Here is a 26,674-nt window from a genome sequence, read left to right on the forward strand (position 1 = left end):
GCCCCGGCCCCGGCCCCGGCCCCGGCCGAACACGACCTTGGTGTCGTTATCCGCCCGATAACGACACCAAGGTCGTTCTCATGTGCGCGCGACCGCGTGCTCGCCCGTACCGGAATCCGGGCCGGTCCGCCCGTCTATCCCAGCGCGCGCACGAGCTCCCCGCGCTCAGCGGCGAACCACGCCTCGTTCTCGCGGATCCGGTCGCCGACGCCGTCGTCCCACATCCGCTGCCAGCCGCCGCCGCGCGTCGCGGCGTTGTGGCGCATCGCGTACCAGCTGCGCGCGAACCGCTGGGCGAGCACGTCGAGCAGAGCGAGCCGCTCCGACCGGTCCAGCCCGTACGCCTCCGTGAGGATGCGCGCGCGACGCCCCGCGTCCACGTCGCGGGTCACGTCCGGGCGGGCCTCGGGCGGGCTGATCGGCGCCCAGTAGAGCAGCGTCGTCGCGACGTCGAGCAGGCGCGTGGTCGGCGCCGCCATGTCGAAGTCGATCACCCCGACCAGCCGGTGCGGGCCCTCCGGGTCGTCCCCGGCGGGCACGAACAGCGCGTTCTCCACGGTGAGGTCGTTGTGCCCGACGACGTCCGGCACGTCGAACACGTCCGGCACCTCGGGGAACTGGGCCCGCTCGGGCCACGCGACGCCGTCGGGCAGCACGACCTCGTGCGACACGTCGTGCAGGGCGCGCTGCCACTGGCCGAGCTGGACCAGCACGTCCTCGTCCAGCGCCCAGCGGTGCGGCGGCCGCCCGCCCATCTCGCCGGGCAGGAACGACACGACCTCGCGACCGTCGTCGTCCACGCCGAGGAACCGCGGCGCGCGCTCGAACCCTGCCCGTTCCAGGTGCAACAGGTACGCCTCGACGGCCGGGCTGTGCGGGCCGCGAGGTCGCCGCACGGTGTCGCCGCGGCGGACGATCCCGTCCGACACGTCACCACCGAGCAGCGGGACCTCGACGGCGTCGTGAGGATCCAGGTACGTGGGCACATGACTCATACCGGACACCCTCGCACGACGCACGGGCCGCTGACCAGGCCTTCGACCCGTTCACGCCGCGTAGCGCGCCGCCATCGACTCCATCTGCTGCATGACGAGGACGATCGCCCCGGGCTGCTCGTCCGGCGGGTACCTGTGCTTGATGAGCAGGCGCTTGATCGACGCCCGCAGCGTGGCCTTCACGTCGTCGCGCACGGTCCAGTCGGCTTCCCCATCCACACCCGCACCTGCTCGTAGAAGCGCGCGTCCTCCGCGAGGTCCACGACGTCGTCGGACCGCCCCGCGATCGCCCAAGCGCGGGCGAGCGCCGCGGCCCGACGGCGGAACGCGGCCCCGCGCGTCTCCTCGCCCTCGGCGTCGACGGCGTTCCCCGGCGTGTGCGGGTCGCGCAGCCAGGCGACGGCCATCAGGACGGTGTCGAGATAGCCGCGTCGGGCACCGGCCGCGCGCGCGGACGCGAGCCGCGACCTCCATCCCGACGGGTCGACGAGGTCGCGCAGCTGCGCGACCAGGTCGGCCACCACCTCGGCGGCGTCGTCGACGGTCCGCCCGAGCGGGCGCGCACCCTGGTCGCGCACGGTGTACTCCGCGAGCGCCGCGCGCAGGTTCTCGGCGATCGGCGCGGACGCGACGAGGAGTCCGGCGTTCTTGCCCCGGAAGGTGCGGTTCACGCGGGAGAGGGTCTGCATCAGCAGGGCGCCGCGCATGGGCCGGTCGAGGTAGAGCGTGTGCAGCGGGGGCGAGTCGTAGCCCGTGAGCATCATGTCCTTGACGATGACGATGACGATCTCGAGCTCGTCGTCGGGGTCCTTGGGCCGCTTCCTGACGGCGGCGTTCTCGGAGTCGCGCCGGACGTGGTCGGCGATCGGCGGCTGGTCCGTCGCGGTGCCCGAGTAGACGACCTTGATCTTCCCCGCGTGCAGGTCGTCGGAGTGCCAGTCGGGCCGCAGCGCGACGATCTCCGCGTAGAGGCGCGCGCAGATGTCGCGCGTCGCCGCCACGACCAGCGCCTTGCCGGGTGCGGGCTCCGCTGCTCCCCCGTCCGGTACCCGAGGCGTCGGACCGCACCAGCTCCGCCATCGCGTCCCTGCGCGGCCCCCAGTGGCCGACGACGTCGGCCGCGAGCTCCCGCAGCCGCGCCGGCGCGCCGTAGACCGCGTTGACGACGGCGACGGACTTCTCCACGCGGTCGCGCTCGACGTCGTCGAGGCCCGACGTCGCCTCGTCCGCCGCGGCGTCGATCGTCTCGGCGTCGAGGCCCTCGGCGAACGCGACCTTGACGAGCCGCGGCTCGACGTACACGGGCACGGTCGCGCCGTCCTCGACCGCGCGCGTGAGGTCGTACACGTCGATGACGTCGCCGAACACCTTCTCGGTGTCGCGGTCCGCCGTCGAGATCGGCGTACCCGTGAACGCGATGAGGGTCGCAGAGAGCGTTCCGACGTGTTCGAACACCAGCTCCTCCTAGCCGGAGTGGTCTACTTCGCTCGTGACCTGGGATGTTGCGTCATAGGCACCTGTCCGCGTCGCGTGACGCCTGCATGAGTGCTGAGGTGTCGCGGTCGGTGGCCATCGCCGAGGAGCTTGTGTGAGGCACGCGGTCGGGCCGGTCAGACTACGCATGGTGCGTGGTCCGGGGTCTGTCGTCGCTGGTGAGGCTGGGAACTCCCCAACCCGAAGGAGATGCCATGTCCTCGCATGCGATCCGGTCACGCCGCGTCGTCGCGGCTCTGATCACGATGTTCGTCGCCGTTCTCGGCCTGGCTCCACTCACCGCGTCGGCGGGCCCCTCGGTCGCACCCGCCACCGTCGCGGAGGGCCGACCTGGTGCACCCAAGCCCACCGTCGTCCTGGTCCACGGGGCGTTCGCCGACTCGAGCGGCTGGACCGTCGTCGCTGAACGGCTGCAGGCCGACGGCTACCCGGTCCTGGCCTTCTCGAACCCTCTGCGCGGCATCGAGCACGACTCCGAGTATCTGCGGATGTTCCTCGAGACCGTGGAGGGCCCGCTCGTCTTGGTGGGCCACTCCTACGGCGGTGCGGTCATCACGAACGCAGCGACGGGCAACGACCAGGTGAAGTCGCTCGTCTATGTCGCCGCCTATGCGCTCGACGAGGGAGAGTCGGTCGCGGACGCGAACGCCCTCGGTGGTGGCCACACCGACGTGATCGACCACCTCATGCTCCGCCCGTTCCCCGGAGCCGAGGAGGGCGATGCGGACGCGTACATCGACCCCGAGTGGTACCCGCAGCTGTTCGCCCAGGATCTTCCGCGGCGGCTGGCCGAGACGATGGCGGGCGCACAGCGTCCCGGCGCCCTCGCTTCTCTGGTCGCTCGCTCCGGTGAGCCGGCCTGGAAGACGATCCCGAGCTGGTACATCGTGGCGAAGGACGACCGCATCATTCCTCCGGAGGCGGAGCGGGCGATGGCGAAGCGCGCCGGCGCGACGACGGTGGAGATCCGCAGCTCGCACTCGGTGATGATCAGCCACCCCTTCGAGGTCCTGCACGTCATCAAGAAGGCCGCGAAGTAGCGGTCGCCTGCACCCGCTCATGACGGGTCCTGCCCGCGCCGGCATCACAGCCGGGCAGGGCCCGCCATGGGCATCGTGTGCTCGCCCCGCAACACCCACCCTGGGTGAACTTTGCGGTAGGCCGCACAGCGGTGGGAGCGCTTCCCTAGAGTGTGGCTCGTGCACAGCATCGGCGGCCTGCTCGGCCGCGAAAGCGAGCAGCGTCAGATGGCCGACGTGATCGGGGCGGCCCGCAACGGGCATGGCGGCGCGCTGCTGGTCCTCGGAGAACCGGGGGTCGGAAAGACAGCCCTGCTAGGAGACACGTTGCCGGGCGCTGGGGTGCAGGTCCTGCGCCTCGACGGGCACGAGTCGGAATCGTCGATGCCGTACGCGGCGGTCGAGCGCCTCACCAGCCAGCTGCGCGAGCACCTGCTCCAGATCCCGGAGCGGCAGCGCCGGAGCCTTCGCGTGGCCTGTGGTGTGGCGGACGGTCCACCTCCCGACCGCTTCCTCGTGGGGCTCGGCGTGCTCAGCCTCCTCGCCGCCGCCGGCACGAGCGAGACCGTTCTCTGCGCGGTCGACGACGCGCACCTCCTGGACCGCGAGAGTCTCCACGTGCTGGCCTTCGTCGCGCGACGGCTGACGGCCGAGCGCGTCGCGCTGATCGTCGCCGGGCGTCACGAGGGTGGGCTGGAAGAGACGTTCGGCGGTGAGGCGATACTCAGGTTGAGCGGCTTGGCGCCGGAGCCGGCGACCGCGCTGCTGAACCGCTCCGCGGGCGAACCGTTCACCCCGACGGCATCCTCGGCCGTCGTTCGCGCCACCGGCGGCAACCCTCTGGCTCTCGTCGATCTCGCCACCGACCCCCTGCTGCGCGAGCTCACCGACCTCGGGCTCGGACCCGACCCCGTGCCGATCGGCCGCCACCTCGAGGCCCACTATCTGCGCCGTGTCATGCACCTGCCCGCCGAGTCCCAGCGCTGGCTGCTGCTCGCAGCGGCAGACTCCACCGGCGACCCGGATCTTCTGGAAGCGGCGGCCACCCGGCTTGCTCTGGATCCCGCGCGCGGCGAGGAAGCGGAGGCGGCCGGTCTGGTTCGCCTCGAGCCGGTGGTCCAGTTCCGGCACCCGCTGGTGCGGTCGGCGATCTTCGGCTCGGCGTCCGTGGCGGATCGGCGCCGCGTCCACGGCGCACTGGCTACGGCGGCAGGAAAGCTCGGCCTGGTCGAGGCCGAGGCCTGGCACGCGGCACGCGCGGTGACCGGCACCGACGAGGGCGTTGCCGCGCGACTCGTCCAGGTGGCCGATCTCGCCGCGCAGAGGGGTGGCTCGTCCTCGCGCGCGAGCATCCTGACGCGTGCCGCCGCGCTCACCCCTGTCGGTGCCGTCCGCGACGAACGGCTCGTGAGCGCCGCCGAGGCCACGCTCGAGGCAGGCGCCGCCGACGTCGCCGGGCGTCTGCTGGACGACCTGCGCGACGAGGAGCTCGACCCCGTCCCGCGAGGACGGGCGATCGTCGTGCGCAGCACGGTCGGCTTGTTCGTCGCGGACCCGGCCGGTGTCCGGGCCGCGACGTCGCAGCAGCTCCGCGCGGCCGACGAGTTCCGCGGGCACGACGTCGAGCGCGAGCAGCGCGCACTCATCAAGGCTTGGGAGCGCTGCATCACCGCAGAACGGCTCGTCGTCGACGTCGACCGGAACACGCTCGGACGCAGGATCGCGCAGGGGGCCGATGCTCCGGGCCCGGCCTCGGTGATCCTGCGCGGGATCGCCGCGCTCATTCTCGAACCCTACGAGCGGGCCGTCGAGCCGGCGCGGGCCGCGTTCGCGGCCGTCCTTCGGCTCCCCGACCGGGAGCTGCTGCATCTGGGCAGCCTGATCGGATCGATCAGCGCGTTCTTGTGGGACGACGCCGGCCGCCGGGCCGGCTTGGATCGCGCGATGCGCGCCGCGCGCGACACCGGGGCGCTCGAGGCGCTGGACACCCTGTTGTGGGTGTCCGCGCTGGCCGAGCTCACCGGGGGCACCGTCAGTCGCGCCACCACGTTCGACGAGACCGTTCGAGAGGTCCGGCGAGCCATGGGCTACGACCGCGAGAACGTGGTCAATGCCGCGGTCATGGCCTTGACCGGCGCACCGGAGGAGCTGGTGGACGCCATCGGTCAGGGAGCAGACGCGACCGGGTTCGGCGGTGTGGGTTCCTCTGCAACCTCCGCCTTGGCCGTCCGCAACCTCGCAGAACGCCGCTACGACCACGCCTACGAACGGCTTCGCCCCCTCCACCTCGACCCCTTCCTGCACGTCACCCCCCTGCACGCCGCCGACTACGTCGAGGCCGCAGCGCGCAGCGGGCACGGCGCCGACGCGGCCTCTGCCGCCCAGTCGCTGAAGGACCGTGCGGACGTCAACGGTTCCCCCTGGTGCCTGGGCGTCGCGATGAGAGCCCTGGCGCTTGCCGATGTCGGAGACGTCGAGCAGTGCTACGTGGCATCGATCGACGCTCTCGCGAAGACCGGTGCGCAGGTCGAGCTCGCGCGCTCGCACCTCGTCTACGGCGAGTGGCTACGGCGTTCCCGCCGACGACGCGATGCCGCCACGCAGCTCCAGCACGCCTTGGACCACGCCACCCGCAGCGGCGCGACCGTCTTCGGGGACCGGATCCACGCCGAGCTCGTCGCCGCCGGCGGCGCCGCCCGGGTGCCGGCGCCGACGTCCGCTCGCGACCTGACGACGCAGGAGCAGGCCATCGCGACGATGGCGGCGGCAGGGCGTACCAACGCCGAGATCGCGGCCCGCATGTTCCTGAGCCCCAACACCATCGACTACCACCTGCGCAAGGTCTTCCAGAAGCTCGGCATCACCTCACGCCGACAGCTCTCCGAGCACCTCGACCCCGCTGTGCGGTAGCGCGGGGCGGGCCGGACTACGCGCAGCACGTGGTCCGAGCAAGGTCGAACGCAGCGACGCTCAAGAGGTCCTCGTTCGACCAAGCCAAGGAGGCCACCGTGCCCTACATCACCACCGACGACGGCGCCGAGATCTTCTACACCGACTGGGGCTCCGGAGGCACGCCAGTGCTCCTCAGCCACGGCTGGCCGCTCAACTCCGACGCCTGGGCCGCCGCGGCCCTCTTCCTCGCCGAGCACGGTCACCGCGCCATCGCCCACGACCGGCGCGGGCACGGCCGCTCGAGCCGCACCTGGGACGGCAACGAGATGGACACCTACGCCGACGACCTCGCGTGCCTGCTCGACGCGCTCGACCTGCACGACGTCACCCTGGTCGGGCACTCCACCGGCGGCGGCGAGGTCGTGCGGTACGTCTCTCGGCACGGCACCGACCGGGTCGCACGCGTCGTCCTGGTGTCCGCTGTCCCGCCTCTCATGGTGCAGACCGACGACAACCCGGGCGGGCTGCCGATCGAGGTGTTCGACCAGATCCGCGCCGGCGAGCGGGCCGACCGGTCCCAGCTCTACCGTGACCTCGCCGACGGCCCGTTCTTCGGCCACAACCGCCGCGGCGACGTCGATCAGGGGTTCCGCGACGCCTTCTGGCTGCAGAGCATGGCCTGCGGGCACCGCGCCGCCTACGAGTGCATCGCAGCGTTCTCGGCGACCGACTTCCGGCCCGACCTCGAGAAGATCGACGTCCCCACCCTCGTGATCCACGGGGACGACGACCAGATCGTGCCCTTCGACGTCGGCGGGAAGCGGTCGGTCGAGCTGATCGCCGACGCCCGCCTCCTGACGTACCCGGGCAGCGGCCACGCCCTGCCCGACACCGACCGCGACCGGCTGCACGCGGACCTGCTGGCGTTCATCGACTCCTGAAAGGACCTACCCATGACTGACGCAACAGCAAGCAACACGCCCGACACCATCGTCCTCGTCCACGGACTGTGGATGACACCCCGCAGCTGGGAGGGCTGGGTCCAGCACTACGAGCAGAAGGGCTTCACCGTCCTTGCCCCGGCCTACCCCGGGTTCGAGATCGAGGTCGAGGCCCTTCGCGAGAACCCGCAGATCATCGCGGACCTGACCGTGCCCGAGACCGTGGAACACCTCGCCGGCGTCATCGAGAGCCTGGAGCGGCCGCCGATCATCATGGGCCACTCGTTCGGGGGCGCCCTGACGCAGATCCTGCTGGCCCGGGGGCTCGGCGCCGCCGGGGTGGTCATCGACTCGGCACCGACCGAGGGCGTCCGGGTCACCCCTCCGAGCCAGGCGAGGTCGCTCTTCCCGGCGCTCAAGAACCCCGCGAACAGAAGTCGCGCCGTCGGGTTCACCCCCGAGGAGTTCCACTACGCGTTCACCAACACCCTCTCGGTGGAGGAGTCGCGCGCGGTGTGGGAGCACTACGCGATCCCCGCCCCCGGCCGCTGGGTCTGGGACTACGGCCTCATCGCCAACTTCAAGCCCGGTCACCAGGAGACCTGGGTCGACTTCAGCACCGACCGCGCGCCGCTGCTCTTCATCGCCGGCGAGCACGACCACATCATGCCGCCGTCGGTGAACCGGTCCAACGCCAAGCACTGGGAGAAGTCCCCCTCGGTCACCGAGTACTACGAGTTCAAGGGCCGCGACCACTGGACCTGCGCCGCCCCGGGCTGGGAACAGGTCGCCGACTACGCGCTCACCTGGGCCCTTGAGAACGCAGTCAAGTCCGAACCTGCCACAGCCTGAGCTCGCCGGAGGGGCAGCCATCACGCCACGGCAGGCGCTGGTGACCGCCCCTCCTTGCTGCATGGACGGACCTGGCGCAGGCTTCCTCAGCGGTCACCCGGCGAGACATGCTCACCCACCGCTTCGCGCTGCGAGCACGCCACCCTGGAAAACACCTGGAGAGTCCGACCCGCGGTAACTGGCTTTGCTCCGTCGACCACGCCGCGAACAGGCCACCAGACCCCCAGGGGAACACACGTTCTGAGAATCTGCTTCAGTGAAGTCGCGCGGTGGATGCGAGAGCTGCGGCCACTGACTCCCTGCTACTTTCGCCGCCGTGAGCCGCGCCGAGCATCGCCCGTTGCTGTTCCTCGACATAGACGGCACCGTGTTGTCGACGGGTGGCGTTTCACTCCCGGAGACTCTCGAGGCCTGGTATGCCACATGGCAGCACCCGAGCAAACTTCAGCTCGCCACGATCGATCGCTCGCACGGCCGTCGGCTCCTGTCTCTCGACTGCGACGTCGTGTGGGCGACGGCGTGGATGCATGATGCGAACACGGTGATCGCACCGATCCTCGGCCTGCCCGCCCTGCCGGTAGCGGAGTTGGGTCAGCTCCCGGGGCTCGAGGATCCGGCTTGGGTCGACGACGACGAGGGCGCGGAGTTGAGTTGCAAGACGAGACACTTGTGCCGGATCGCGGCTGGGCGCCCATTCGTCTGGATCGATGATGAGTTGACGGCAGTTGACCGCTCCTGGGTGAACGCGAACCACTCGGGGAGCGCGCTCCTACATCGCGTCGACTCACTGACGGGGTTGCAGGGCAGCGACCTCGATGTCGTCGAGACGTGGCTCCGCGGGCTGAGCGAGGGCGAACTGTCGTGACTCACTACTGGTCCTTCGTCGCCTTCGCGATGGTGGTCGCCATCGCGCCAGGACCGGACACCCTCTTGACGCTCCGGAGCACGATCGGAGGCGGGCGCAAGCGGGGCTTGTGGACGATGGCAGGCATCACGGTCGCGGGTTCGGTGCAGGGCACTCTGGCCGCATCGGGTCTCGGCGCGATCATCGCTCGCGCAGAGCCGGTCTTCGAAGCGGTCCGATGGGCGGGAGTCATCTATCTCTCCTACCTCGGCGTGCAGTCCCTGCGGGCTTCCCTGCGAGCTACGGACGGTGACTGGACCGAGGCAGTTGGTCCGGTGGGCACATCTCCGAGGCGCGCCCTGGGGCAGGGATTCCTGTGCAACATCACCAACCCGAAGGTTCTCGCGTTCAACCTCGCCGTACTCCCGCAGTTTCTCGGTGTCGAGGCGGGCTTGCCCATGCTGCTTACGTACGCGCTGACGCTGTCCGCCGTTGGAGGGCTCGTCCTGCTTGCCGTCGTGCTCGGCGCGGACGCAGCCAAGCGCGCCTTCGCCTCACAGCGCGCCCGGCGCGGCATCGACGCGGCGTCCGGCGTGGCCTTCCTTGGCTTCGCGACCGTCCTCGCCGCCGAGGCGTAGCCGGGGTGTCCACTCCTTCTGGGGCGAGAAGGAGTCTCACCAGGAGACTTCACGTGAGCAGATACCCAGAACACACGTTCGATCGCGTGTGGGTGGTGGCTGGTTGGATCGTGCCATGACCACATCGACCGGCCTGCGATCCCGCCGGGCGCCCGTGCCCGCGGGTTCGCACACGGTCACGGTGCGTGCGGACGGTGCGCCTGACGGCGCGCGGCCGGCTGCTGGCTTGGCTTGTCCAGGCCAGGGCTCTCTGGAGGCGCTCGCGACGGCGGTCGAGCGGGTCGCCGCGATCCAGCGGCAGATCGACGCGCTGACAGGTGCCCGCCTGGTGGCGGTCGAGCGTGCTCGCGTCGCGGCGCTCGCCGCGCACGGAGCGCTCCTCGCCGAGGAGTCGGTGCGCCTGGACGGCGCGACACCGGAGCGTCGGATCGAGCTGGCCCGGCGCGCGACGGTCGCGGAGATCGCGTGCGCGCTCCGCGTCTCGGAACGCACGGCGGACGCGCTGGTCGACGACGCGGCGACGCTCACGACCCACGCGCCCGCGGCGCTGGCACGCCTGTGCGCGGGCGACTTCTCCGCCGCGCACGCGAGCGACCTCGCCCGGGCGATCGGGGACCTCGACCCGCAGGCCGCGGCGGAAGTGACCCAGGCGTGCCTGGGCCGCGCCGGGTCGACGACGCCGCACGCCTTCCGGCGGCTCGTCCGCCGGGTACGCGATCGCGTGCACCCCGAGCCGCTGACGGCGCGGCACGAGCGCGCCGTGACGCGTCGTGCGGTGTGGGTAGATGCGGCCGATGACGGCATGGCGTGGCTCACCGCGCTGCTGCCGGCGGTCTCCGCCCACGCGATCCACGACCGACTGACGGGCACGGCGACGCGGGCGCGCGGCGAGGGCGATGCCCGCACCACGGCACAGCTGCGCGCCGACGTGCTCGTCGACCTGCTGCTCGACGACGGCACCGCCACGCAGGGAATGCTCCCCGCGAGCCTGGCCGAGTCGGCGCGGACGATCGTGCCACGCGTGCACGTCACCGTCCCGGTGCTCTCGCTGCTCGACGGCGAAGCGCCGGCCCACCTGGACGGGCACGGGCCGATCGACCCGGAGACCGCGCGGCACCTCACGGCCCGTGCGCCGTCGCTCCGGCGGCTCCTCACCCATCCGGAGTCGGGCGCGGTGCTCTCCGTCGGACGCGAGAGCTACGCCGTGCCGGCCGACCTGCGGGCCTGGCTGGCGGTGCGCGACGAAACCTGCCGCTTCCCCGGCTGCTCCGTGCCGGCACGCCGCTGCGACGTCGACCACGGCGAGGACTTCGCCCGGGGCGGCCGGACGGACGCGGACAACCTCGCGCACCTGTGCCGCAAGCACCACGTTCTCAAGCACGAGACCGCGTGGCGGCTCGAGCACCTCGCGGACGGCGTCGTCAGCTGGACCTCGCCGACGGGTGCCGTCTACCTGTCCGAGCCCGCGACCCGCATCACCCCGGATCGCGACCTCGCCCCACCCGATCCGCCGCCTGATCTGGACGACCTGATTCCGCCACCATCCCGCCACGCGAGCTGATCTGTATCGCATCTGATTCACCTGCGCGCTAGTCTGATTCTGAATCAGAAATGATTCGCGACCGCGATCAGGACGGAATGAATCAGATATGAGCGCAGCCACGCCCTGGTTCCGTGCGCGCAGCACGGACGCCCTGGGCTCCGCAGTGAGACGTGCCCGGCAGGTTGCCGTCCTGTCGCAGGACGAGCTCGCCCGACGGGCGTCGACGTCGCGACCGACGGTCTCCCGCCTCGAGCGCGGCACGGCCGTGGCGAGCTCGACGCTGCTCGACGTCGCTGCGGCGTGCGGCTACGAGCTCGTCCTCGTCCCGCGGGGGGCCAGGATCACCGTCGAGGCGCGCCCGCGCGACGGTGAACCGTGAGCACACCGGACGTGCTGTCGATCTACCTGCGGGGAGACCGGATCGGCACGGTGCGCCGCCTGCGGAACGGACGGCTCCGCCTGCAGTACTCCGACGAGGCACTCGACCGCTGGGGCGAGGGAAGCCGACCGCTCTCGCTGTCGCTACCGCTCTCCCCCCGCCGGGTCGACGGTCCCGTCGTCCACCGGTTCCTGGACAATCTCCTCCCGGAAGGCCCTGTCCGTGCGGCGCTCGAGCGCGAGCACGACGTCGCACCCTCCGACACGTTCGCGCTGCTCGCGCACCTGGGCGCCGAGTGCGCAGGCGCCGTACAGCTCGTCCCGGAGGGCTCCGCACCCGGGGACGGATTCCTCCGCCCGCTGGACGATGCCGAGTTCGCGGCGCTGGTGACCGGGCTCCCGACGCTCGAGCCTCCGGACGGACTCGTCGTGACAGCGTCGTTGGGTGGGGTGCAGGCCAAGGTGCTGCTGCACCGGTCCGAGTCTGGCTGGTCCTGGCCGGCCGACGGCGCGCTCTCCACCCACATCGTCAAGCCCGAACCGCTCGGCGGGACGGGGATCGAAGGCCTGGTTCGCCTGGAGCACTGGGCCCTGTGCCTCGCCCGCGCGAGCGGCATCCCGGCTGCACGGACCGAGCTGCTGGAGATCGACGGACGGGACGCGATCGTCGTCGAACGGTACGACCGCACGGGTGGCCGTCGAACCCACCAGGAGGATCTCGCGCAGGCACTGGGCCTCGCGGCCCAGGACAAGTACGAGCCCTCGGGCCAGACTCCTGGCCGACTCGCCGCTGTGGCACGCGCCGCATCGGCAGAAGCGGTCGATGCCACGACGCTCCGCCGTGACGTGCTCCGGCTCGTCACGTTCAACATGATCATCGGCAACGGCGACGCCCACGCGAAGAACTACTCGCTGCTGGTCGACGCCGAGGCGTCGTACGGCGTCGCACCCCTGTACGACACCGCGCCGGTCTACCTCGCGTCTGCGACGTATCGTCACTCCGGGCTCGCCGTCGCGGGGCGCAACCGCCTCGACCTCATCACGGGCGCGCACCTGGTCGACGAGGCGACGTCCTGGGGCATGCAGCGCGCCGATGCGATCGATGTCGTCGTCGAGACAGCGCAGGCCGTGCAGCGCGGGCTCGACGCCGTCGACGCCATCCTCCCCCTGACCCGTGTCCCCGGCCTGGTCGCGGAGAGAGCCATGGCGTTCGCGCGGTCGACGGCCGCCTGAGCGATCCGGGGGTGATGCCCTCTCCACCTACGGGCGATGTCCGACGCGTGTGGTTCACGAGAACTGTCGGAGCCCGTTGGTGGGGCTGCCGGGCACGGTCAGAGCTGGGCGACCAGCTCCTTCCAGACATCGATGTGGTCGAGGCCCCCGGAGTCCTTCGACCCGGACGACGCCCGCGAGCGCCGACCCGGAACCGACCCTCCTCGGCACGTACCAGGAGGGCTACGACCACGGGTACCAGCACGGCTCGACCACCGGCTACCCGGCCGGCTCCGATTTCCTGTCCGAGCGGAGGGAGAAGTTCCGCGACGGCGACGACGCCGGGTACACCACCGGGAAGGACGAGGCGGAGGCCGCCCCGAAGAACCCCGTGCCGTCCTTCGGCACGCCCATGGGTGGGAGGACGGGCTCACCCTCACCGTCACCAACGACGGCTGCTTGACCCCGGGCGAGTGGGCCTCGTTGGGCGACTTCCCCGTCTACCTCAGCGTCACGTTCACCATGACCAACGGGACGAGCACGACGTGGAACTCGTCCGGGCACACGCAGATCACGAGCGCCGGCGCTGCCGGCGAGGAGGTCTTCGACTCCGGCCAGGGCTACGGCGGCGCGCCCACGCCCCCGTTGCTGCCGGGACAGTCGATCGGCTGGAAGCAGGGGTTCGGTGTGAGCGACCCCGCCGAACTCACCAGGAGCGTCTCGGTCGACCGGGACCACGTCGACGTCGTCTACACCACGCTCGAGGACGCCTGGACGTTCTGATCCGGTCGCGCCGGCGACGGCTCGCGGGTCGTCAGTGCGCGTCGTCGTCCAGCAGGTCGACGTGCGCCCGGGCCCGGGCCCACAGCGGGCCGCCGTGGTCGGCGACGTGCTCGAGCCGGGCCCACGCGCCTCGGTCCTCGGCGCCGTCGTCGGTGCGGGTCCAGGCGTCGAGCGTGTCCGTGTCCCCGGCCGAGACGACGGCCGCCCGGACCTCCGCGGCGAGCGCGAAGCGCAGGGCCTCCACGGCCGGGGCCGTCGACCGGGCGAGCAGCGGCGCGCGGTAGCGGCGGAGCGCGCCGTGCACGTCGCCGACGGCGAAGCGGTCGCGGACGGCGTCGACGTCGGTGGTCAGGGGCCGGCCGAGGCGGTACGTGCGCGAGCCGACGACGAGCGGGCCGACAAGCCTGCGCAGGGCCGCGACCTCCGCCCGGATCGCGGCGCCGGACGGGATTCCGGGCTGCAGGAGCACGGCGAGCTCGTCGGCGGACAGTCCCTGCTGGTGCGTGCCCAGCAGGACGAGGATCTCGGCGTGCAGGAGCGGGAGGCGATGCTCGACACCTCGCGGGACGCGCAGGACCGGCGCGGCGCCGAGCACGTCGAGCTCGGCGCCGCTCGCGCCGCGCTCCCCGGCCGGTGCCGGGGTCTGGCGCGCGGCCGACCGGCGCGCGATGGCTCCACGGGCCAGCTCGCGCTCGACGCTGAGGACGGCGGCACCCAGCAGCGGCAGGACCGCCGCACCGGAGGCCGCGCCACGGCGACCGGTGACGTCGAGGGTGCCGAGGACGCGCCCCGTCCCGGGTGCGTGGATCGGCACGGCCGCACAGCTGAACGCCTGCACGGGCCGGGCGAAGTGCTCCATGCCGAGCACCTGGACCGGGCGACGGGCCGCGAGCGCGGTGCCCGGTGCGTTCGTGCCCACCCGGTCCTCGCGCCAGACGGAGCCCTCGACGAACCCGACGCGGGCGGCCTCGTCCCGCACGGCACGGTTGCCCTCGACCCACAGGAGCCGGCCCGCGTCGTCGGACACGGCGACGACGAGGCCGTCGTCCGCCGCGACGTCGACGACGAGCTCGCGCACGACCGGCATGAGCGCGGCGATCGGGTCGGCGTCGCGGTACGCGGCGAGGTCGTCTCCCGAGAGTGCGCTCTCGGTGTACGGGCGGTCGGGGTCGACCCCGCTGCGCACGGAGCGCCGCCAGGAGTCGGCGACGACGGGGTCGACGTCGGCGGAGACGTCGCCGCCGGCGAGGAACGACTCATACGCGGCGCGCACGGAGCGAGCGTCCCGGCGCGTGCCGACACCGCGCGTGTCCGCCCGGGGCGTGTGCGCGCCCGAGGTCGGGGGCAGCGCGGGCGTCCGCGGCATGGGTTCTCCGGCCTCGTCGGGCGATGGTGCCGCCAGTGTAGAGCGCTGTCAGGTCGGCCCGACCGGGGATCGTGCGGCGCGGCGCAGACCGGCGAGGACCACGTCGGTGGCCGACGTCGTCGGCCCGCGCCGGACGGCGGCGTACACGCGACGCGTCCGGGCCGGACTCAGGGGCCGCGCGACGACGTCGTACCGGTCGTCGACCGCGAGCCCGGGCAGGAGCGCGACGGACAGCCCCGCCTCGACGTGCGCGAGGAGCAGCTCGTAGCTCGGGAGCCGCGCGACGACCCGCGGCTCGAACCCGGCGCCCCGGCACGCGTTCTCGAGGAGCGTCGCGAGGTACGTGCCGGCGAGGTCGGAAGCCCAGCGCGCCTCGGCGAGGCCCGCGAGGTCGACCGGCTCCGGGGCCGTGGCCGAGGTGGCGTCCGGCGCGCGGTTCGTCGCGGGCGACACGAGAAGGACCGGGTCCTCGAGCAGCGGCACGGTCACCACGTCGGGACCGGTCGGCCGGGCGCCCTCGAGCAGGTCGGCGGTGACGGCGACGTCGACCTCTGCGCGCCGCAGCGCCGGTCCGCTCTCGCGCGGGTCGAGCTCGACGACGTCGACGTCGACCCGCGGGTGCTCCTGGCCGAGGCGGCGCGCGAGCGGGATGACGAGCGCCCGGACGGCGCTGGAGAACGCGGCGACGCGCACGGTCCCGGCGGGCTCGCCGCCCGGGTGCGCGAGCTCGGCCTCGGCGAGCGCCATCTGGTCGAGGATGACACGGGCGTGCCGGGCGAGCGTGCGCCCCGCGGGCGTGAGCCGGACACGCCGACCGGACCGTTCCAGCAGGCTGGTGCCGGTCTCGGCCTCGAGCGCCGCGAGCTGCGCGGACACGGCCGACGGGCTCAGGCGCAACGACGCACCGACCGCGCGCACGGTCCCGAGGCTCTCGAGCCGGCTGAGCATCTGCAGGCGCGCGGCGTTGAGCACGGAACCCTCCTCGCAGTGATGGCACTGTTCTGAAATCCTGCACAGACTGTACGAGAACCCGTGCTGTACGCGCACAGGGCGACTCCCTACGCTCGGGACATGACCGCCGTCCCGCCCCCCGCCGTCGCCGCTGCCACTCCTCCGGAGCCTGCCGCGCTCGTGGGATCCGCCGCTCGCTTCTGGTCCGACGTCGACCAGCACCTCGTGCGCTACGGCGGGCCGTTCACGCCCGAGATCGTCGAGAGCGCGGCGGGCAGCTTCGTCACGACGGCGGACGGCCGCAGGATCCTCGACTTCACGTCGGGGCAGATGAGCGCGATCCTGGGCCACAGCCACCCCGCGATCGTGGAGACGGTGCGCCGGCAGGTGGGCACGCTCGACCACCTGTTCAGCGGGATGCTCTCGCGACCCGTCGTCGACCTCGCGCGCCGCCTCGCCGGCACGCTGCCCGACCCGCTCGAGAAGGTCCTGCTGCTGACGACGGGCGCGGAGTCGAACGAGGCCGCGATCCGGATGGCCAAGCTCGTCACGGGCCGGCACGAGGTCGTCTCGCTCGCCGGCTCGTGGCACGGCATGACGCACGCGGCGGCGGCCGCGACGTACAGCGCCGGCCGCCGCGGCTACGGCCCGACGGCGCCCGGGAACCTCGTCATCCCGGTCCCGAACGCGTACCGCCCGGACCACCTCACGCCCGACGGCGGGCACGACTGGCGACGCCAGCTCGACCTCGCGTTCGACCTCGTCGACGTGCAGTCCACCGGCAGCCTCGCCGCGTGCCTCGTGGAGCCGATCCTCAGCTCGGGCGGGATCGTCGAGCTGCCGCCGGGCTACCTCGCCGCGCTGCGCGACAAGTGCCACGAGCGGGGGATGTTGCTCATCCTCGACGAGGCGCAGACCGCGCTGTGCCGGACGGGCTCCTGGTACGCGTTCGAAGGTCGCGACGGCGAGGAACCCGTGGTGCCGGACATCCTCACGCTCTCCAAGACGCTCGGCGCGGGCCTCCCGCTCGCGGCGGTGGTCACCAGCGCCGAGATCGAGGCGCGCGCGCACGAGCGCGGCTTCCTCTTCTTCACGACGCACGTCTCCGACCCGCTCGTCGCGGCGGTCGGCAACACCGTGCTCGACGTGCTCGAGGCGGAGCAGATGGATGCCCGGGTGCGCGTGCTCGGTGATCGCCTGAGCGCCGGGCTCCTGGACCTCCAGGAGCGGCACGCGACGATTGGCGACGTGCGGGGTCGCGGCCTGCTGCAGGGCATCGAGCTCGTCCTCGACCGTGGGTCGAAGGAGGGTGCCGACGCCCTCGGCGCGCTCGTCACCCGCCGTGCGCTCGACCTCGGGCTCCACATGAACGTCGTGCAGCTCCGGGGCATGGGCAGCGTGTTCCGCATCGCGCCCCCGCTCACGGTGAGCGAGGAGGAGCTCGACCTCGGGCTCGAACTCCTCGACTGCGCGCTCGGCGAGGTTGAGATCGAGGTCGCCACAGCTCGGTGACCCTCCGCCCGGAAATCTGAAGTCCGTGTTCCTGTCGGTGCCTTCCTCTAGCCTCGCGAGTGATCTCGGCAACAAATCGACCATTGAGGGGCAGCAATGGAAGCGTGGATTCTTCTTGGTGGGCTCGCCGCCGTCGTCGCACTTGCGACCTGGCGATGGGGACAGCTCACCACCCGACGTCTCTCCGACGCGCAGGCCGAGGCCCTGACTCGCCAGCTCGAAGAGGCCGTCTTCGAGTATGCGGCCGGTCCCGACGCTTCTGTCCCGGTTCGCGCCTCCTATTGGCGCGACATCGGCGGGCCCCGCACGGCGGTCGAGGTCTCACGATGGGCGAACGGCCGAGGGCGTATCACCACCCCCGGGTGGGACCTCGTGTCGATCCTGCTCGGACAACCGCCCCGGTTCGTTGCGCTCACGGAGAAGTCGTTCACGCGGATGGCCGCACCCGTGCCGCTGCCGACGTGGGTCTCCCACGGCCCCGTGACCGTCAACGGAGGGCAGATCGTGCTGGGGAACGTCACCGTCGAACTCAGCCAGCTGGAAGTGCTGGCCGACTCCCTCGAGTCGGACTCGGTGAAATGGGCTCCCGAGGACGGTCGGCACCTCCGCGAGCAGGCCACACTGCTTCGCCGTGCCGTCGCGACCGGGGATACCCGCACCGCGCGTCGTGTCCTCAGCTGGGTGCGCGACCGACTAGACGAAGCCACCGGAAACGCGCTGGGTCTGGGCTCTTCGTTCTCACTCAAGCAGCGTTTCGTTCCCTCTTCGGCTGAGCAGCGCCACACCCGGGTTTACACCGTCTCAGCATGCGCGACGGCCCTTCCGTGATGCGGACGGCGCACCTAGCCTGGCGCTCGGACCGGCCCATCAGCCCGCGCACGGAGGAACACCATGCCTGCACCGCTCGACACCACCGAGAAGATCACCCAGTACGCCCACCCCGACCGACTCGTGAGCACCGACTGGCTCGCCGAGCACCTCGGGCAGCCGGGCATCGTCGTCGTGGAGTCCGACGAGGACGTCCTGCTCTACGAGACCGGCCACGTCCCGGGCGCCGTGAAGATCGACTGGCACACGGACCTCAACGACCCGGACACGCGCGACTACATCGATGGCAAGGGCTTCGCCCAGCTCCTCGGCAGCAAGGGCATCGCGCGCGACACGACGATCGTCGTCTACGGCGACAAGAACAACTGGTGGGCCGCGTACGCCGCGTGGGTGTTCACGCTGTTCGGCCACGAGGACGTGCGCCTGCTCGACGGCGGCCGCGGCAAGTGGATCGCCGAGGGCCGCGAGACGACGACGGACGCCCCCGAGCCCGAGGCCGTCGAGTACCCGGTCGTCGAGCGCGACGACGTGACGATCCGCGCGTTCAAGGAAGACGTCCTCGCGCAACTCGGCAACGGCCCGCTCGTCGACATCCGCTCCCCGCAGGAGTACACGGGCGAGCGCCTGCACATCCCGGACTACCCCGAGGAGGGCGTGCTCCGCGGCGGCCACATCCCCACGGCGCGCAACGTCCCGTGGGCGACGGCTGTCGCCGAGGACGGCACCTACAAGTCGCGCGAGCAGCTCGAGGCGATCTACCAGGAGGGCGGCCTCGGCCTCGCGACCGACGACGAGGTCGTCACCTACTGCCGCATCGGCGAGCGCTCGAGCCACACGTGGTTCGCGCTGACCTACCTGCTCGGCTTCGACAAGGTCCGCAACTACGACGGCTCGTGGACCGAGTGGGGCAACGCCGTGCGCGTGCCGATCGTCAAGGGCGAGGCGGCCGGCGAGGCCCCCGCGTCGCTCAGCTGACGCACGGCTCACAGCCGGCGTGCCCGACGGCGCGCGGCCGGGTCTCCCTCGCGGGACCGGGTCGCGCGCCGTCGGCGTTCCGCACCGTGGGACCTCTCCCCCGACACCGCGCGCCGGTGCGAGGATCGACACCATGAGCTCCTCCTCCGACGCCTCGCCGTCCCTGCCCGCGTCCCTCGCGGAGATCCGCGAGGACTTCCTCGCGCTGCCCGAGCGCGAGCGCCTGCAGCTCCTGCTCGAGTTCGCGAACGAGCTGCCCGAGCTCCCCGAGCGGTACGCGAGCGCTCCGGGCATGCTCGAGCGCATCGAAGAGTGCCAGTCGCCCGTCCGCGCGTTCGCCGAGGTCGACGGCGACGGCGTCGTGCACTTCTTCGCGACAGCACCGGCCGAGGCACCCACCACGCGCGGCTTCGCGTCGATCCTCGCGCAGGGCCTCTCGGGGCTCACCGTCCAGGAGGTCCTGGACGTGCCGGACGACTTCCCCATGTCGATCGGCCTTACGCGCGCGGTGAGCCCGCTGCGCATCGGCGGCATGAACGGCATGCTCACGCGCGCCAAGCGCCAGGTGCGCGAGCAGGTCGCGTCGCGCGGCTGACCGTACGCTCAGGGCCGAAGCGTGGGGGCGTCAGGCGCGGAGGGCGAGCCGGCGCGCGAGCACCGCGCACACGACGAGCTGGAGCTGGTGGAAGACGATCACCGGTACGGCCACCACACCGGCGACGGCGACGGGGAAGAGCACGCTCGCCATGGGCAGCCCGGTCGCGAGGGACTTCTTGGACCCGCACATGAGCAGCGCGATGCGGTCCTCGGTCGGCAGCCGCAGCGCCGCGCCGCCCCACCACGTGACGGCGAGCATGGTCGCCAGCAGGACCGCGCTCACGACGAGCAGGCCCACGATCGACCAGCCGGACACGCTCGCCCACACCCCGGCGGACGTCGCCGCGGCGACCGCACCGAACACGACGACGAGGATCGTCCCGCGGTCGACGCCGAGCGTGAGCCAACGCCGGGCGCGGATCCAGTCGCCGACGAACGGCTGGAGGAGCTGGCCGACGACGAACGGGACGAGGAGCTGCAGCAGGACGGTGCGCAGCCCGCCGAGGCCGCCGGCCGGTCCGGCGGCACCCGAGCCGGCGCTCGTCATGAACCACAGCACGAGCAGGGGCGTGGCGACCATACCGACGACGTTCGACACCGTCGCACCGCAGATCGCCCCCGCGACGTTGCCGCGCGCGACCGACGTGAACGCCACGGACGACTGCACGGTCGACGGGAGCAGCGACAGGAACAGCAGCCCGGCCGCCAGCCCCTCGCCGAGGAGCGGCTCCGTCGCCCAGGCCACGACCAGCCCGAGCACCGGGAACAGCACGTAGGTCGCGGCCAGGATCCCGCCCTGCAGCCGCCAGTTCCGCAGCCCCGCCCACACCTCGCGCGTCGACAACCGCATGCCGTAGACGAGGAACAGGACCGTCACCGCGACGTCCGCGACGACGTCGACGACCCGCTGCACCTCGGGCCCGACCGGGACGACGAGCCCGAGCACGAGCACGACGAGCAGGGTCACGACGAACGGGTCGACCCATCGGCTCAGCACGGCACGCACAAGGAGGGAGCCTAGCCGTCACGCCCGGACCGGACCTGGCGCGTCCGTGGGAAGTCCGGAACAGCGGTCCTCGTCGTCGGGCGTCAGTACCGCGTGACGTCACGCGGGCGCGACGACCCGAGGGGGCTCAGAAGTCGAAGAGGTCCCCGAGCCAGGACTCCTTCTTCTTGCTCTTGCGGTAGCGCGGGTCGTAGCCGTCGCGGCCGTCGTAGCGGCGGTCCCGGTCGTCGCGGTAGCGCTCGTCCCGGTGACGCTCGTCGCGGTAGCGGTCACGGTCGTCGTACCGGCGGTCGTCGCCGCGCGCGGGCGGACGCTCGCCGTAGCCCGGCGTGCCGTAGTCGGCGGCCGGCGCCGGCGGGTACGACGTCGCCGCGGGTGCGACCGGAGGCACCGGCACGGCCGCTGCCGGCCCGACCGCCTCGGCGGCGATCTCGGTCTCGAGCGAGCGGTCGATGATCTTGTCGAGCTCGCCGCGGTCGAGCCACACCCCGCGGCACGTCGGGCAGTAGTCGATCTCGACGCCCTTGCGGTCGGTCATGACAAGCACGGTCTGGTCGGTCGGGCACAGCATGCGGGTCCTCCTGCTCGGGTGGTGCTCGGGTCGCCGTCGGGACGGTGCCCGGATGCGGCTGACGCTGCTGCGCAGTCCAACGCGGACTGAGCCGTGCGGGTTCCCGCCCGCTCAGACGTCCTCGCCGCCGAGCTGCTCGCGCAGCTCCTCGGCGCGGTGCACCTCGTCGTCGAGACCGGCGAGCGCGTCCGCCAGGAGGGGCAGGGCCTCCGCGCCGGCGAGGAACCGGGCGGCCCCGGCGTCGTCGTGCAGGCGCAGCGCGAGGTCGGCACGCAGGACGAGGGCGCGGAAGCGCAGGGGCTCCGAGACGGTGCGGGCGCGCACGCCCTCGGCGTCGAACGCGCGGTCGAGCACGCGGGCCGCCCCGGCGGGGTCGCCCGCGCCGCGCAGGATCCGGGCGTGCTCGACGGCGTGGGCCAGGTCGGGCGCGGGGTCCACGCGGCGTCGGGGCAGGGCCCGTGCGACCACCGGGCCACCCGTCACGACGACACCTCCCCATCGCCCCCGATGCGTCCGACCACCCTAACCCGCGGGGGCCGGACGACGGCCGGACCTGCCCACGGGTTCGGGCACGCACCCGCGCACCCGCGCAGTCAGCGACCGGCCCCACGTTCCAGGACCGTGTCGAGCATCGCGTCCACGAGCGCCCGGCGGTCGCGCTCGAGGCCGTCGGGCCACTCCTGGTGCGGCTTGTGCAGGCGGAGGGACACGAGCCCGTGCAGCGCCATCCACGTGCGGGTCGCGGTGCGGCGCGCGGCGTCGACCGCGACCCCTCCCTCGACGAGGATCTCGGCGGTCTCCGCGACGAGCCGGTCGCCGGGGACGTCCTGCCCGCCGTCGATGCCGAGCGAGTCGACGCTCTCGAAGAGGAGCTGGTACGCGCCCGGGTGCTCCAGGCCCCAGGCGACGTACGCCGCGGCGCCCCGGTGCATGCGCTCGCGGACCTCGAGCGCGGGGTCGTCGGCCGCCCGGAGGGCTTCCGCGAGCCCGTCGAGGTGGCGCTCGAGCACCGCCCACACGAGGTCCGCCTGCGAGGCGAAGTGGAGGTAGACCGCCGCGGGCGAGACCCCGACGGCGCGCGCGACCGCGCGCAGCGACGGCGCCGGCACGCCCCGGGGGCGCGCGAGCAGCGTCGCCGCGGCGTCGACGAGCTCGCGACGGAGCTGCTCGCCCTGGCCCCGGACGCGCGGGACGCGGCGGCTCGGCGTGGCGGTCACGGGCGCCGACCGGCCCTTGCGTCGGCCACGAGTTCGGTGTACACCTGTTCACCATACTCGGTGAACAGGCGTACACCTTTCATCTCCCGTCACCCCTGGAGGACCACCATGCCCCTCGACTACGCCGGCACCACCGCCCTGGTCACGGGCGCGAGCTCCGGGCTCGGCGCCGAGTTCGCGACCCGCCTGGCCGAGCGCGGAGCGGGCCTGGTGCTCGTCGCTCGACGCGTCGACCGGCTCGAGGGCCTTGCGGCCCGGCTCCGCTCGCAGATGCGCGCGGACGTGACGGTGCTCCCGCACGACCTCGCGACAGACCGGCCCGGCCGGGCGCTCGCCGAGGCGCTCCAGGAGCGGGACATCTCCCTAGGCACGCTCGTGAACAACGCCGGCTTTGGCTCGCACGGCGCGCTCGCCGACGCCGACCCCGACCGGGTCGCGGCGGAGGTCCAGGTGAACGTCGCGAGCCTCGTCGACCTCACGCGCGCGTTCCTGCCCCAGCTCGTCGCCACCGGTCGTGGCGCGCTCGTGAACGTCGCGAGCACCGCCTCCTACCAGGCGACGCCGGGCATGGCCGTGTACGGCGCGACGAAGGCCTTCGTCCGGTCGTTTACCGAGGCGCTGTGGTACGAGACGCGCGGGACGGGCCTGCGCACCCTCGCCCTGTCCCCCGGCCCGGTCCCGACCGAGTTCTTCGACGTCGTCGGCTCCGACGAGGCGAAGATCGGCCAGGTGCGCAGCGCCGAGCAGGTGGTAGGCCACGCGATGCGCGCGCTCGACCGGCGCGACGCGCCCCCCGGCGTCGTGCCCGGGCTCGGGAACCGCCTCCAGACGCTCGCGACGCGACTGGCCCCGACGCGCGCGATCGTCTCGCTGTCCGGGCGGATGCTCTCCCCGGCGCGCTGAGCCCGAGCCCTCGGCGCGCCGGAGAGGTGGTGACGCGTCGGCGTCAGCGCTGCACGCGCGCGCTCCCGCCCGACGCGAGCTTGCGCACCTCGGCGAGCGACGCCGTCGACGTGTCGCCCGGCGTCGTCATGGCGAGGGCACCGTGCGCCGCACCGTACTCGACGGCCTCGCGGATCGAGCCGAGCTCCATGAGCCCGTACGCGAGCCCGGACGCGAACGAGTCGCCGCCGCCCACGCGGTCGAGGATCTCGAGGCCGGGACGGTGCGTCGCCTCGGCGAAGCCCTGGACGCGCGACCAGGCGATCGCGCCCCAGTCGTTCACGGTCGCCGTCTTCACGCCGCGCAGCGTCGTCGCGATCACCTGGAAGTTGGGGTACTCCTCGGCGGCCCGCGCGATCATCGCGCGGAACGCGCCGGTGTCGAGGTCGGTGAGCGACTCGTCGACACCCTCGACCTCGAAGCCGAGGCTCGCGGTGAAGTCCTCCTCGTTGCCGATCATCACGTCGACGTAGCGCGCGAGGCGACGGTTCACCTCCTGCGCGCGCTCGACGCCGCCGATGCCCTGCCACAGGGACGGGCGGTAGTTGAGGTCGTACGACACGACCGTCCCGTGGCGGCGGGCAGCGGCCATCGCAGCCTCGGCGACGTCGGCGCTCGACTCCGACAGCGCCGCGAAGATGCCGCCCGTGTGGAACCAGCGCACGCCCCGCCCGAACAGCGCGTCCCAGTCGACGTCGTCCGGCTGGAGCTGGGCGATCGCCGTGTTGCCGCGGTCGGAGACGCCGACCGCGCCGCGGACGCCGAAGCCCCGCTCGGTGAAGTTGAGCCCGTTGCGCACCGTGCGACCGATGCCGTCGTAGGGCACCCAGCGCACGTGACTCGTGTCGAGCCCGCCGGTGAGCATGAGGTCCTCGACGAGCCGCCCGACCTCGTTGTCCGCGAGCGCCGTGACGACGGCGCCGCGCAGCCCGAAGCAGCGGCGCAGCCCGCGCGCGACGTTGTACTCGCCGCCACCCTCCCAGGCGTCGAAGCTGCGGGCGGTCTTGATGCGGCGCTCGCCCGGGTCGAGGCGCAGCATGACCTCGCCGAGGGCGACGACGTCGTAGGCGCACTCGGCCGCGGGGCGGACGGCGAGCGGGGGCTGGGTGGTGACGGCGGTGTCGCTCACGAGTCAGGCTCCTTCGGCGGTGTTCGGCAGGGTCGCCGCGAGGTCGACGGCCTCGCGTGTGCGGCGCGCGACCTCGGTCCAGTCGCCCGCGCGGACGAGGGCGGCGTCGACCATCCACGACCCTCCGGCGGCGAGCACGGACGGCAGGGCGAGGTAGTCGAGCAGGTTCGCGGCGCTGACGCCCCCGGTGGGCACGAACCGCAGGCCCGGGAACGGCGCGGAGAACGCCTTCACGGCGGCCGGGCCGCCGACGACGTTCGCGGGGAAGAGCTTGACCGCGTCGAGGCCGAGGTCGAGCGCCGCGATGATGTCCGACGGCGTCGCGACGCCGGGCAGCACCGGCACCCCGAGCTCCTGGGCGCGGCGCACGACGGCGGCCGACAGCCCGGGCGAGACGAGGAAGCGCGCGCCCGCTTCGACGGCCTCGTCGACCTGGTCCGGCCGCACGACGGTGCCCGCGCCCACGAGGACGTCGGGCACCTCGGCCGCGATCGCCTCGATCGCTGCGCGCGCCCCGGCGGTGCGGAACGTGACCTCCGCGACCGGGAGGCCGCCGTCGCGCAGCGCCGTGGCGACGCCGACGCCCTGGGCGGCGTCGTCGACGACGACGACAGGGACGACCCGGGCGCGCCGGATCGTCTCGAGGGGTCCGTGGGGTGACATGCTTTTCCGTTTCGCTATGGTGAACGTCTGTTGTTCACAACGGAACGCACTCTAGAGGACGGGACGACGATGACGGAAGCCGGCAGCCCGCTCGGCAGCGTGGACAAGGCGCTCACCGTGCTCGAGGCGCTCGCTGCGTCCGGCCCGACGGGTGCGGCGCTGGGCGACCTCGCACGCGACCTCGGGCTGCACAAGGCCTCGCTCCACCGCACGCTCGCCGCCCTGCGCTACCGGGGGTACGCCGAGCAGGACGCCACGACGGGCGACTACCGCCTCGGGCCTGCCGCGACGGCGCTCGCGACCGTGTTCCTCGGCGAGGAGAACCTGCCCGCGCTCCTGCACCCGGCGCTCGTCGCCGTGTGCCGGGCGACCGACGAGCTCGTGCACCTCGGGGCGCTCGCGGGGACCGAGATCGTCTACCTCGACAAGGTGGAGCCCGCGCGCGCGGTGCGCGTGTGGTCGGCGGTGGGACGCCGTCGGCCCGCCGCGACGACCGCGCTCGGGCGCGCCCTGCTCGCCTACCGTCCGCTCGACGACGGCGCCCTGGCCTGGTACGCCGACGCCACGCCCGACGACCAACCCGTCTCGCCCGCCGCGCTGCGCAAGATCTGCGACGGCGTCCGGGCGGACGGGATCGCGACCGAGGACGAGGAGAACGAGCCGGGGATCAGCTGCGTCGCCGTCCCCCTCCTGCGCGCCGGCCAGTCGGTCGCGGCCGTCAGCGTGACGGCGCCGGCCGAGCGGCTCGGCGCCCGACGCCGGCGCGAGATCGAGGCGATCCTGCGCGACGTCGTCCCGCCGCTGCTCCCGGCCACCCTCGCCGTCCCCGACGGCGCACCCGCCGCACCGCGGCGACCCGCGTCGGGCAGCGACGGAGGCGGGCGTGTGAGAGAGTTCAACCGCAGCACGACGGAAACACGGAAGGGCCCGCGATGACCGTCCTCGTGGCGTACAACGACTCACCGCAGGGCGAGACCGCGCTCCGGGCGGCCGTCGCCGAGGCGGTCCACCGCGACACCGCGCTCGCGGTCCTCGTGCTCACCCCGCAGGACGCCGAGGCGGGCGTCCCCGCGAGCCTCGCGCACCTCCTCGACACCCTGCCGGCAGAGCTCGCCCGGCCGGAGATCACGTACCGCCCCGAGCACGTCGATCCGGCCGAGTCGATCATCGACGAGGCCGAGCGCACGCAGCCCGACCTCGTCGTCGTCGGCGCACGCAAGCGGTCACCCGTAGGCAAGTTTCTGCTCGGCAGCACCACCCAGCGCGTCCTGCTCGACTCCCCCGTCCCCGTCCTGGTGGTCAAGGCGACGCACTGACGGGTCCGGC

28 protein-coding genes and 1 pseudogene are annotated in these 26,674 nt (G+C 72.8%); 17 read left to right on the forward strand and 12 right to left on the reverse strand.

Features of this window, described 5'->3' with window-relative positions; all coding sequences use genetic code 11:
• Positions 1 to 134 precede the first annotated feature (134 nt).
• The 4 genes and pseudogenes from AC4H2H_RS13735 to AC4H2H_RS13750 all read right to left on the reverse strand — a co-directional run.
• Entirely contained in the window at positions 135 to 995 is an 861-nt protein-coding gene (locus tag AC4H2H_RS13735) for an aminoglycoside phosphotransferase family protein (RefSeq protein ID WP_494371372.1), read from the reverse strand.
• Between the two features lie 51 nt (positions 996 to 1,046).
• Positions 1,047 to 1,190, reverse strand: coding sequence for a type I restriction enzyme endonuclease domain-containing protein (locus AC4H2H_RS13740; protein ID WP_494371417.1), 144 nt, complete (start codon positions 1,188 to 1,190; stop codon positions 1,047 to 1,049).
• Complete coding sequence (locus AC4H2H_RS13745) at positions 1,175 to 1,996, reverse strand: type I restriction enzyme subunit R domain-containing protein (protein ID WP_494371373.1); 822 nt, start codon at positions 1,994 to 1,996, stop codon at positions 1,175 to 1,177. The genes AC4H2H_RS13740 and AC4H2H_RS13745 overlap by 16 nt, the downstream gene beginning before the upstream one ends.
• Positions 1,997 to 2,246: 250 nt before the next feature.
• Positions 2,247 to 2,450 (reverse strand): annotated as a pseudogene (locus AC4H2H_RS13750) (hypothetical protein); the annotation flags it as partial.
• Between the two features lie 233 nt (positions 2,451 to 2,683).
• On the opposite strand from AC4H2H_RS13750, the gene AC4H2H_RS13755 reads away from it, so the two are divergent.
• From AC4H2H_RS13755 to AC4H2H_RS13800, 10 genes are all read left to right on the forward strand, one after another.
• On the forward strand, positions 2,684 to 3,529 hold the full coding sequence (locus tag AC4H2H_RS13755; protein WP_494371374.1) for an alpha/beta fold hydrolase: 846 nt from the start codon (positions 2,684 to 2,686) through the stop codon (positions 3,527 to 3,529).
• Positions 3,530 to 3,688: 159 nt separating this feature from the next.
• Positions 3,689 to 6,418 carry a helix-turn-helix transcriptional regulator gene (locus AC4H2H_RS13760; RefSeq protein WP_494371375.1) on the forward strand — a complete coding sequence of 910 codons (2,730 nt, stop codon included), beginning with the start codon at positions 3,689 to 3,691 and terminating at the stop codon, positions 6,416 to 6,418.
• A gap of 98 nt (positions 6,419 to 6,516) precedes the next feature.
• Positions 6,517 to 7,341 carry an alpha/beta fold hydrolase gene (locus AC4H2H_RS13765; RefSeq protein WP_494371376.1) on the forward strand — a complete coding sequence of 275 codons (825 nt, stop codon included), beginning with the start codon at positions 6,517 to 6,519 and terminating at the stop codon, positions 7,339 to 7,341.
• 12 nt (positions 7,342 to 7,353) lie between these two features.
• The gene (locus AC4H2H_RS13770) at positions 7,354 to 8,193 is read left to right on the forward strand and encodes an alpha/beta hydrolase (protein WP_494371377.1); all 840 of its coding nucleotides are present in this window, start codon (positions 7,354 to 7,356) and stop codon (positions 8,191 to 8,193) included.
• Between the two features lie 316 nt (positions 8,194 to 8,509).
• Positions 8,510 to 9,058, forward strand: coding sequence for an HAD domain-containing protein (locus tag AC4H2H_RS13775; RefSeq protein WP_494371378.1), 549 nt, complete (start codon positions 8,510 to 8,512; stop codon positions 9,056 to 9,058).
• The gene (locus AC4H2H_RS13780; RefSeq protein WP_494371379.1) at positions 9,055 to 9,675 is read left to right on the forward strand and encodes a LysE family translocator; all 621 of its coding nucleotides are present in this window, start codon (positions 9,055 to 9,057) and stop codon (positions 9,673 to 9,675) included. Before AC4H2H_RS13775 ends, AC4H2H_RS13780 begins: the two co-directional genes overlap by 4 nt.
• A gap of 115 nt (positions 9,676 to 9,790) precedes the next feature.
• Positions 9,791 to 11,236, forward strand: a complete 1,446-nt coding sequence (locus AC4H2H_RS13785; RefSeq protein ID WP_494371380.1) for an HNH endonuclease signature motif containing protein — start codon at positions 9,791 to 9,793, stop codon at positions 11,234 to 11,236.
• An 88-nt stretch (positions 11,237 to 11,324) separates the two neighbouring features.
• Positions 11,325 to 11,597 (forward strand): helix-turn-helix domain-containing protein, encoded by a 273-nt coding sequence (locus AC4H2H_RS13790; protein ID WP_494371381.1) that lies wholly within the window; start codon positions 11,325 to 11,327, stop codon positions 11,595 to 11,597.
• Positions 11,594 to 12,829 carry a HipA domain-containing protein gene (locus AC4H2H_RS13795; RefSeq protein ID WP_494371382.1) on the forward strand — a complete coding sequence of 412 codons (1,236 nt, stop codon included), beginning with the start codon at positions 11,594 to 11,596 and terminating at the stop codon, positions 12,827 to 12,829. Before AC4H2H_RS13790 ends, AC4H2H_RS13795 begins: the two co-directional genes overlap by 4 nt.
• Positions 12,830 to 13,267: 438 nt before the next feature.
• Entirely contained in the window at positions 13,268 to 13,591 is a 324-nt protein-coding gene (locus AC4H2H_RS13800) for a hypothetical protein (protein WP_494371383.1), read from the forward strand.
• Positions 13,592 to 13,622: 31 nt separating this feature from the next.
• Here the strand turns inward: AC4H2H_RS13800 and AC4H2H_RS13805 are convergent, their stop codons facing one another.
• Both AC4H2H_RS13805 and AC4H2H_RS13810 read right to left on the reverse strand, forming a co-directional pair.
• Positions 13,623 to 14,957 (reverse strand): transcriptional regulator, encoded by a 1,335-nt coding sequence (locus AC4H2H_RS13805; RefSeq protein ID WP_494371384.1) that lies wholly within the window; start codon positions 14,955 to 14,957, stop codon positions 13,623 to 13,625.
• A 48-nt stretch (positions 14,958 to 15,005) separates the two neighbouring features.
• Positions 15,006 to 15,929 carry a LysR substrate-binding domain-containing protein gene (locus AC4H2H_RS13810; RefSeq protein ID WP_494371385.1) on the reverse strand — a complete coding sequence of 308 codons (924 nt, stop codon included), beginning with the start codon at positions 15,927 to 15,929 and terminating at the stop codon, positions 15,006 to 15,008.
• Positions 15,930 to 16,028: 99 nt separating this feature from the next.
• On the opposite strand from AC4H2H_RS13810, the gene AC4H2H_RS13815 reads away from it, so the two are divergent.
• The 4 genes from AC4H2H_RS13815 to AC4H2H_RS13830 all read left to right on the forward strand — a co-directional run bounded on the left by AC4H2H_RS13815 (position 16,029) and on the right by AC4H2H_RS13830 (position 19,818).
• Complete coding sequence (locus tag AC4H2H_RS13815; protein ID WP_494371386.1) at positions 16,029 to 17,420, forward strand: aspartate aminotransferase family protein; 1,392 nt, start codon at positions 16,029 to 16,031, stop codon at positions 17,418 to 17,420.
• A gap of 96 nt (positions 17,421 to 17,516) precedes the next feature.
• Entirely contained in the window at positions 17,517 to 18,248 is a 732-nt protein-coding gene (locus AC4H2H_RS13820; RefSeq protein ID WP_494371387.1) for a hypothetical protein, read from the forward strand.
• Between the two features lie 63 nt (positions 18,249 to 18,311).
• A complete protein-coding gene (locus AC4H2H_RS13825) occupies positions 18,312 to 19,223 on the forward strand; it encodes a sulfurtransferase (protein ID WP_494371388.1) in 912 nt (303 codons plus the stop codon).
• Between the two features lie 133 nt (positions 19,224 to 19,356).
• Entirely contained in the window at positions 19,357 to 19,818 is a 462-nt protein-coding gene (locus AC4H2H_RS13830; protein WP_494371389.1) for a SufE family protein, read from the forward strand.
• Positions 19,819 to 19,848: 30 nt separating this feature from the next.
• Here the strand turns inward: AC4H2H_RS13830 and AC4H2H_RS13835 are convergent, their stop codons facing one another.
• From AC4H2H_RS13835 to AC4H2H_RS13850, 4 genes are all read right to left on the reverse strand, one after another.
• A complete protein-coding gene (locus AC4H2H_RS13835) occupies positions 19,849 to 20,817 on the reverse strand; it encodes a bile acid:sodium symporter family protein (RefSeq protein ID WP_494371390.1) in 969 nt (322 codons plus the stop codon).
• 136 nt (positions 20,818 to 20,953) lie between these two features.
• Positions 20,954 to 21,397 (reverse strand): TFIIB-type zinc ribbon-containing protein, encoded by a 444-nt coding sequence (locus AC4H2H_RS13840; RefSeq protein ID WP_494371391.1) that lies wholly within the window; start codon positions 21,395 to 21,397, stop codon positions 20,954 to 20,956.
• Positions 21,398 to 21,508: 111 nt separating this feature from the next.
• A complete protein-coding gene (locus AC4H2H_RS13845) occupies positions 21,509 to 21,880 on the reverse strand; it encodes a DUF8817 family protein (protein ID WP_494371392.1) in 372 nt (123 codons plus the stop codon).
• A 110-nt stretch (positions 21,881 to 21,990) separates the two neighbouring features.
• Positions 21,991 to 22,614 carry a TetR/AcrR family transcriptional regulator gene (locus tag AC4H2H_RS13850; protein WP_494371393.1) on the reverse strand — a complete coding sequence of 208 codons (624 nt, stop codon included), beginning with the start codon at positions 22,612 to 22,614 and terminating at the stop codon, positions 21,991 to 21,993.
• Between the two features lie 108 nt (positions 22,615 to 22,722).
• On the opposite strand from AC4H2H_RS13850, the gene AC4H2H_RS13855 reads away from it, so the two are divergent.
• Entirely contained in the window at positions 22,723 to 23,517 is a 795-nt protein-coding gene (locus AC4H2H_RS13855) for an SDR family NAD(P)-dependent oxidoreductase (RefSeq protein WP_494371394.1), read from the forward strand.
• Between the two features lie 43 nt (positions 23,518 to 23,560).
• Here the strand turns inward: AC4H2H_RS13855 and AC4H2H_RS13860 are convergent, their stop codons facing one another.
• Positions 23,561 to 24,685 carry a PfkB family carbohydrate kinase gene (locus AC4H2H_RS13860; protein WP_494371395.1) on the reverse strand — a complete coding sequence of 375 codons (1,125 nt, stop codon included), beginning with the start codon at positions 24,683 to 24,685 and terminating at the stop codon, positions 23,561 to 23,563.
• Positions 24,686 to 24,688: 3 nt separating this feature from the next.
• Positions 24,689 to 25,348 carry a bifunctional 4-hydroxy-2-oxoglutarate aldolase/2-dehydro-3-deoxy-phosphogluconate aldolase gene (eda, locus tag AC4H2H_RS13865; protein ID WP_494371396.1) on the reverse strand — a complete coding sequence of 220 codons (660 nt, stop codon included), beginning with the start codon at positions 25,346 to 25,348 and terminating at the stop codon, positions 24,689 to 24,691.
• Between the two features lie 69 nt (positions 25,349 to 25,417).
• Here eda and AC4H2H_RS13870 point away from each other — a divergent pair, with 69 nt between their 5' ends.
• Both AC4H2H_RS13870 and AC4H2H_RS13875 read left to right on the forward strand, forming a co-directional pair.
• The gene (locus AC4H2H_RS13870; RefSeq protein ID WP_494371397.1) at positions 25,418 to 26,284 is read left to right on the forward strand and encodes an IclR family transcriptional regulator; all 867 of its coding nucleotides are present in this window, start codon (positions 25,418 to 25,420) and stop codon (positions 26,282 to 26,284) included.
• On the forward strand, positions 26,281 to 26,664 hold the full coding sequence (locus tag AC4H2H_RS13875) for a universal stress protein (RefSeq protein ID WP_494371398.1): 384 nt from the start codon (positions 26,281 to 26,283) through the stop codon (positions 26,662 to 26,664). The genes AC4H2H_RS13870 and AC4H2H_RS13875 overlap by 4 nt, the downstream gene beginning before the upstream one ends.
• The last annotated feature ends 10 nt before the right edge of the window (positions 26,665 to 26,674 follow it).

Source organism: Cellulosimicrobium sp. BMG9.22 (genome assembly GCF_059159975.1).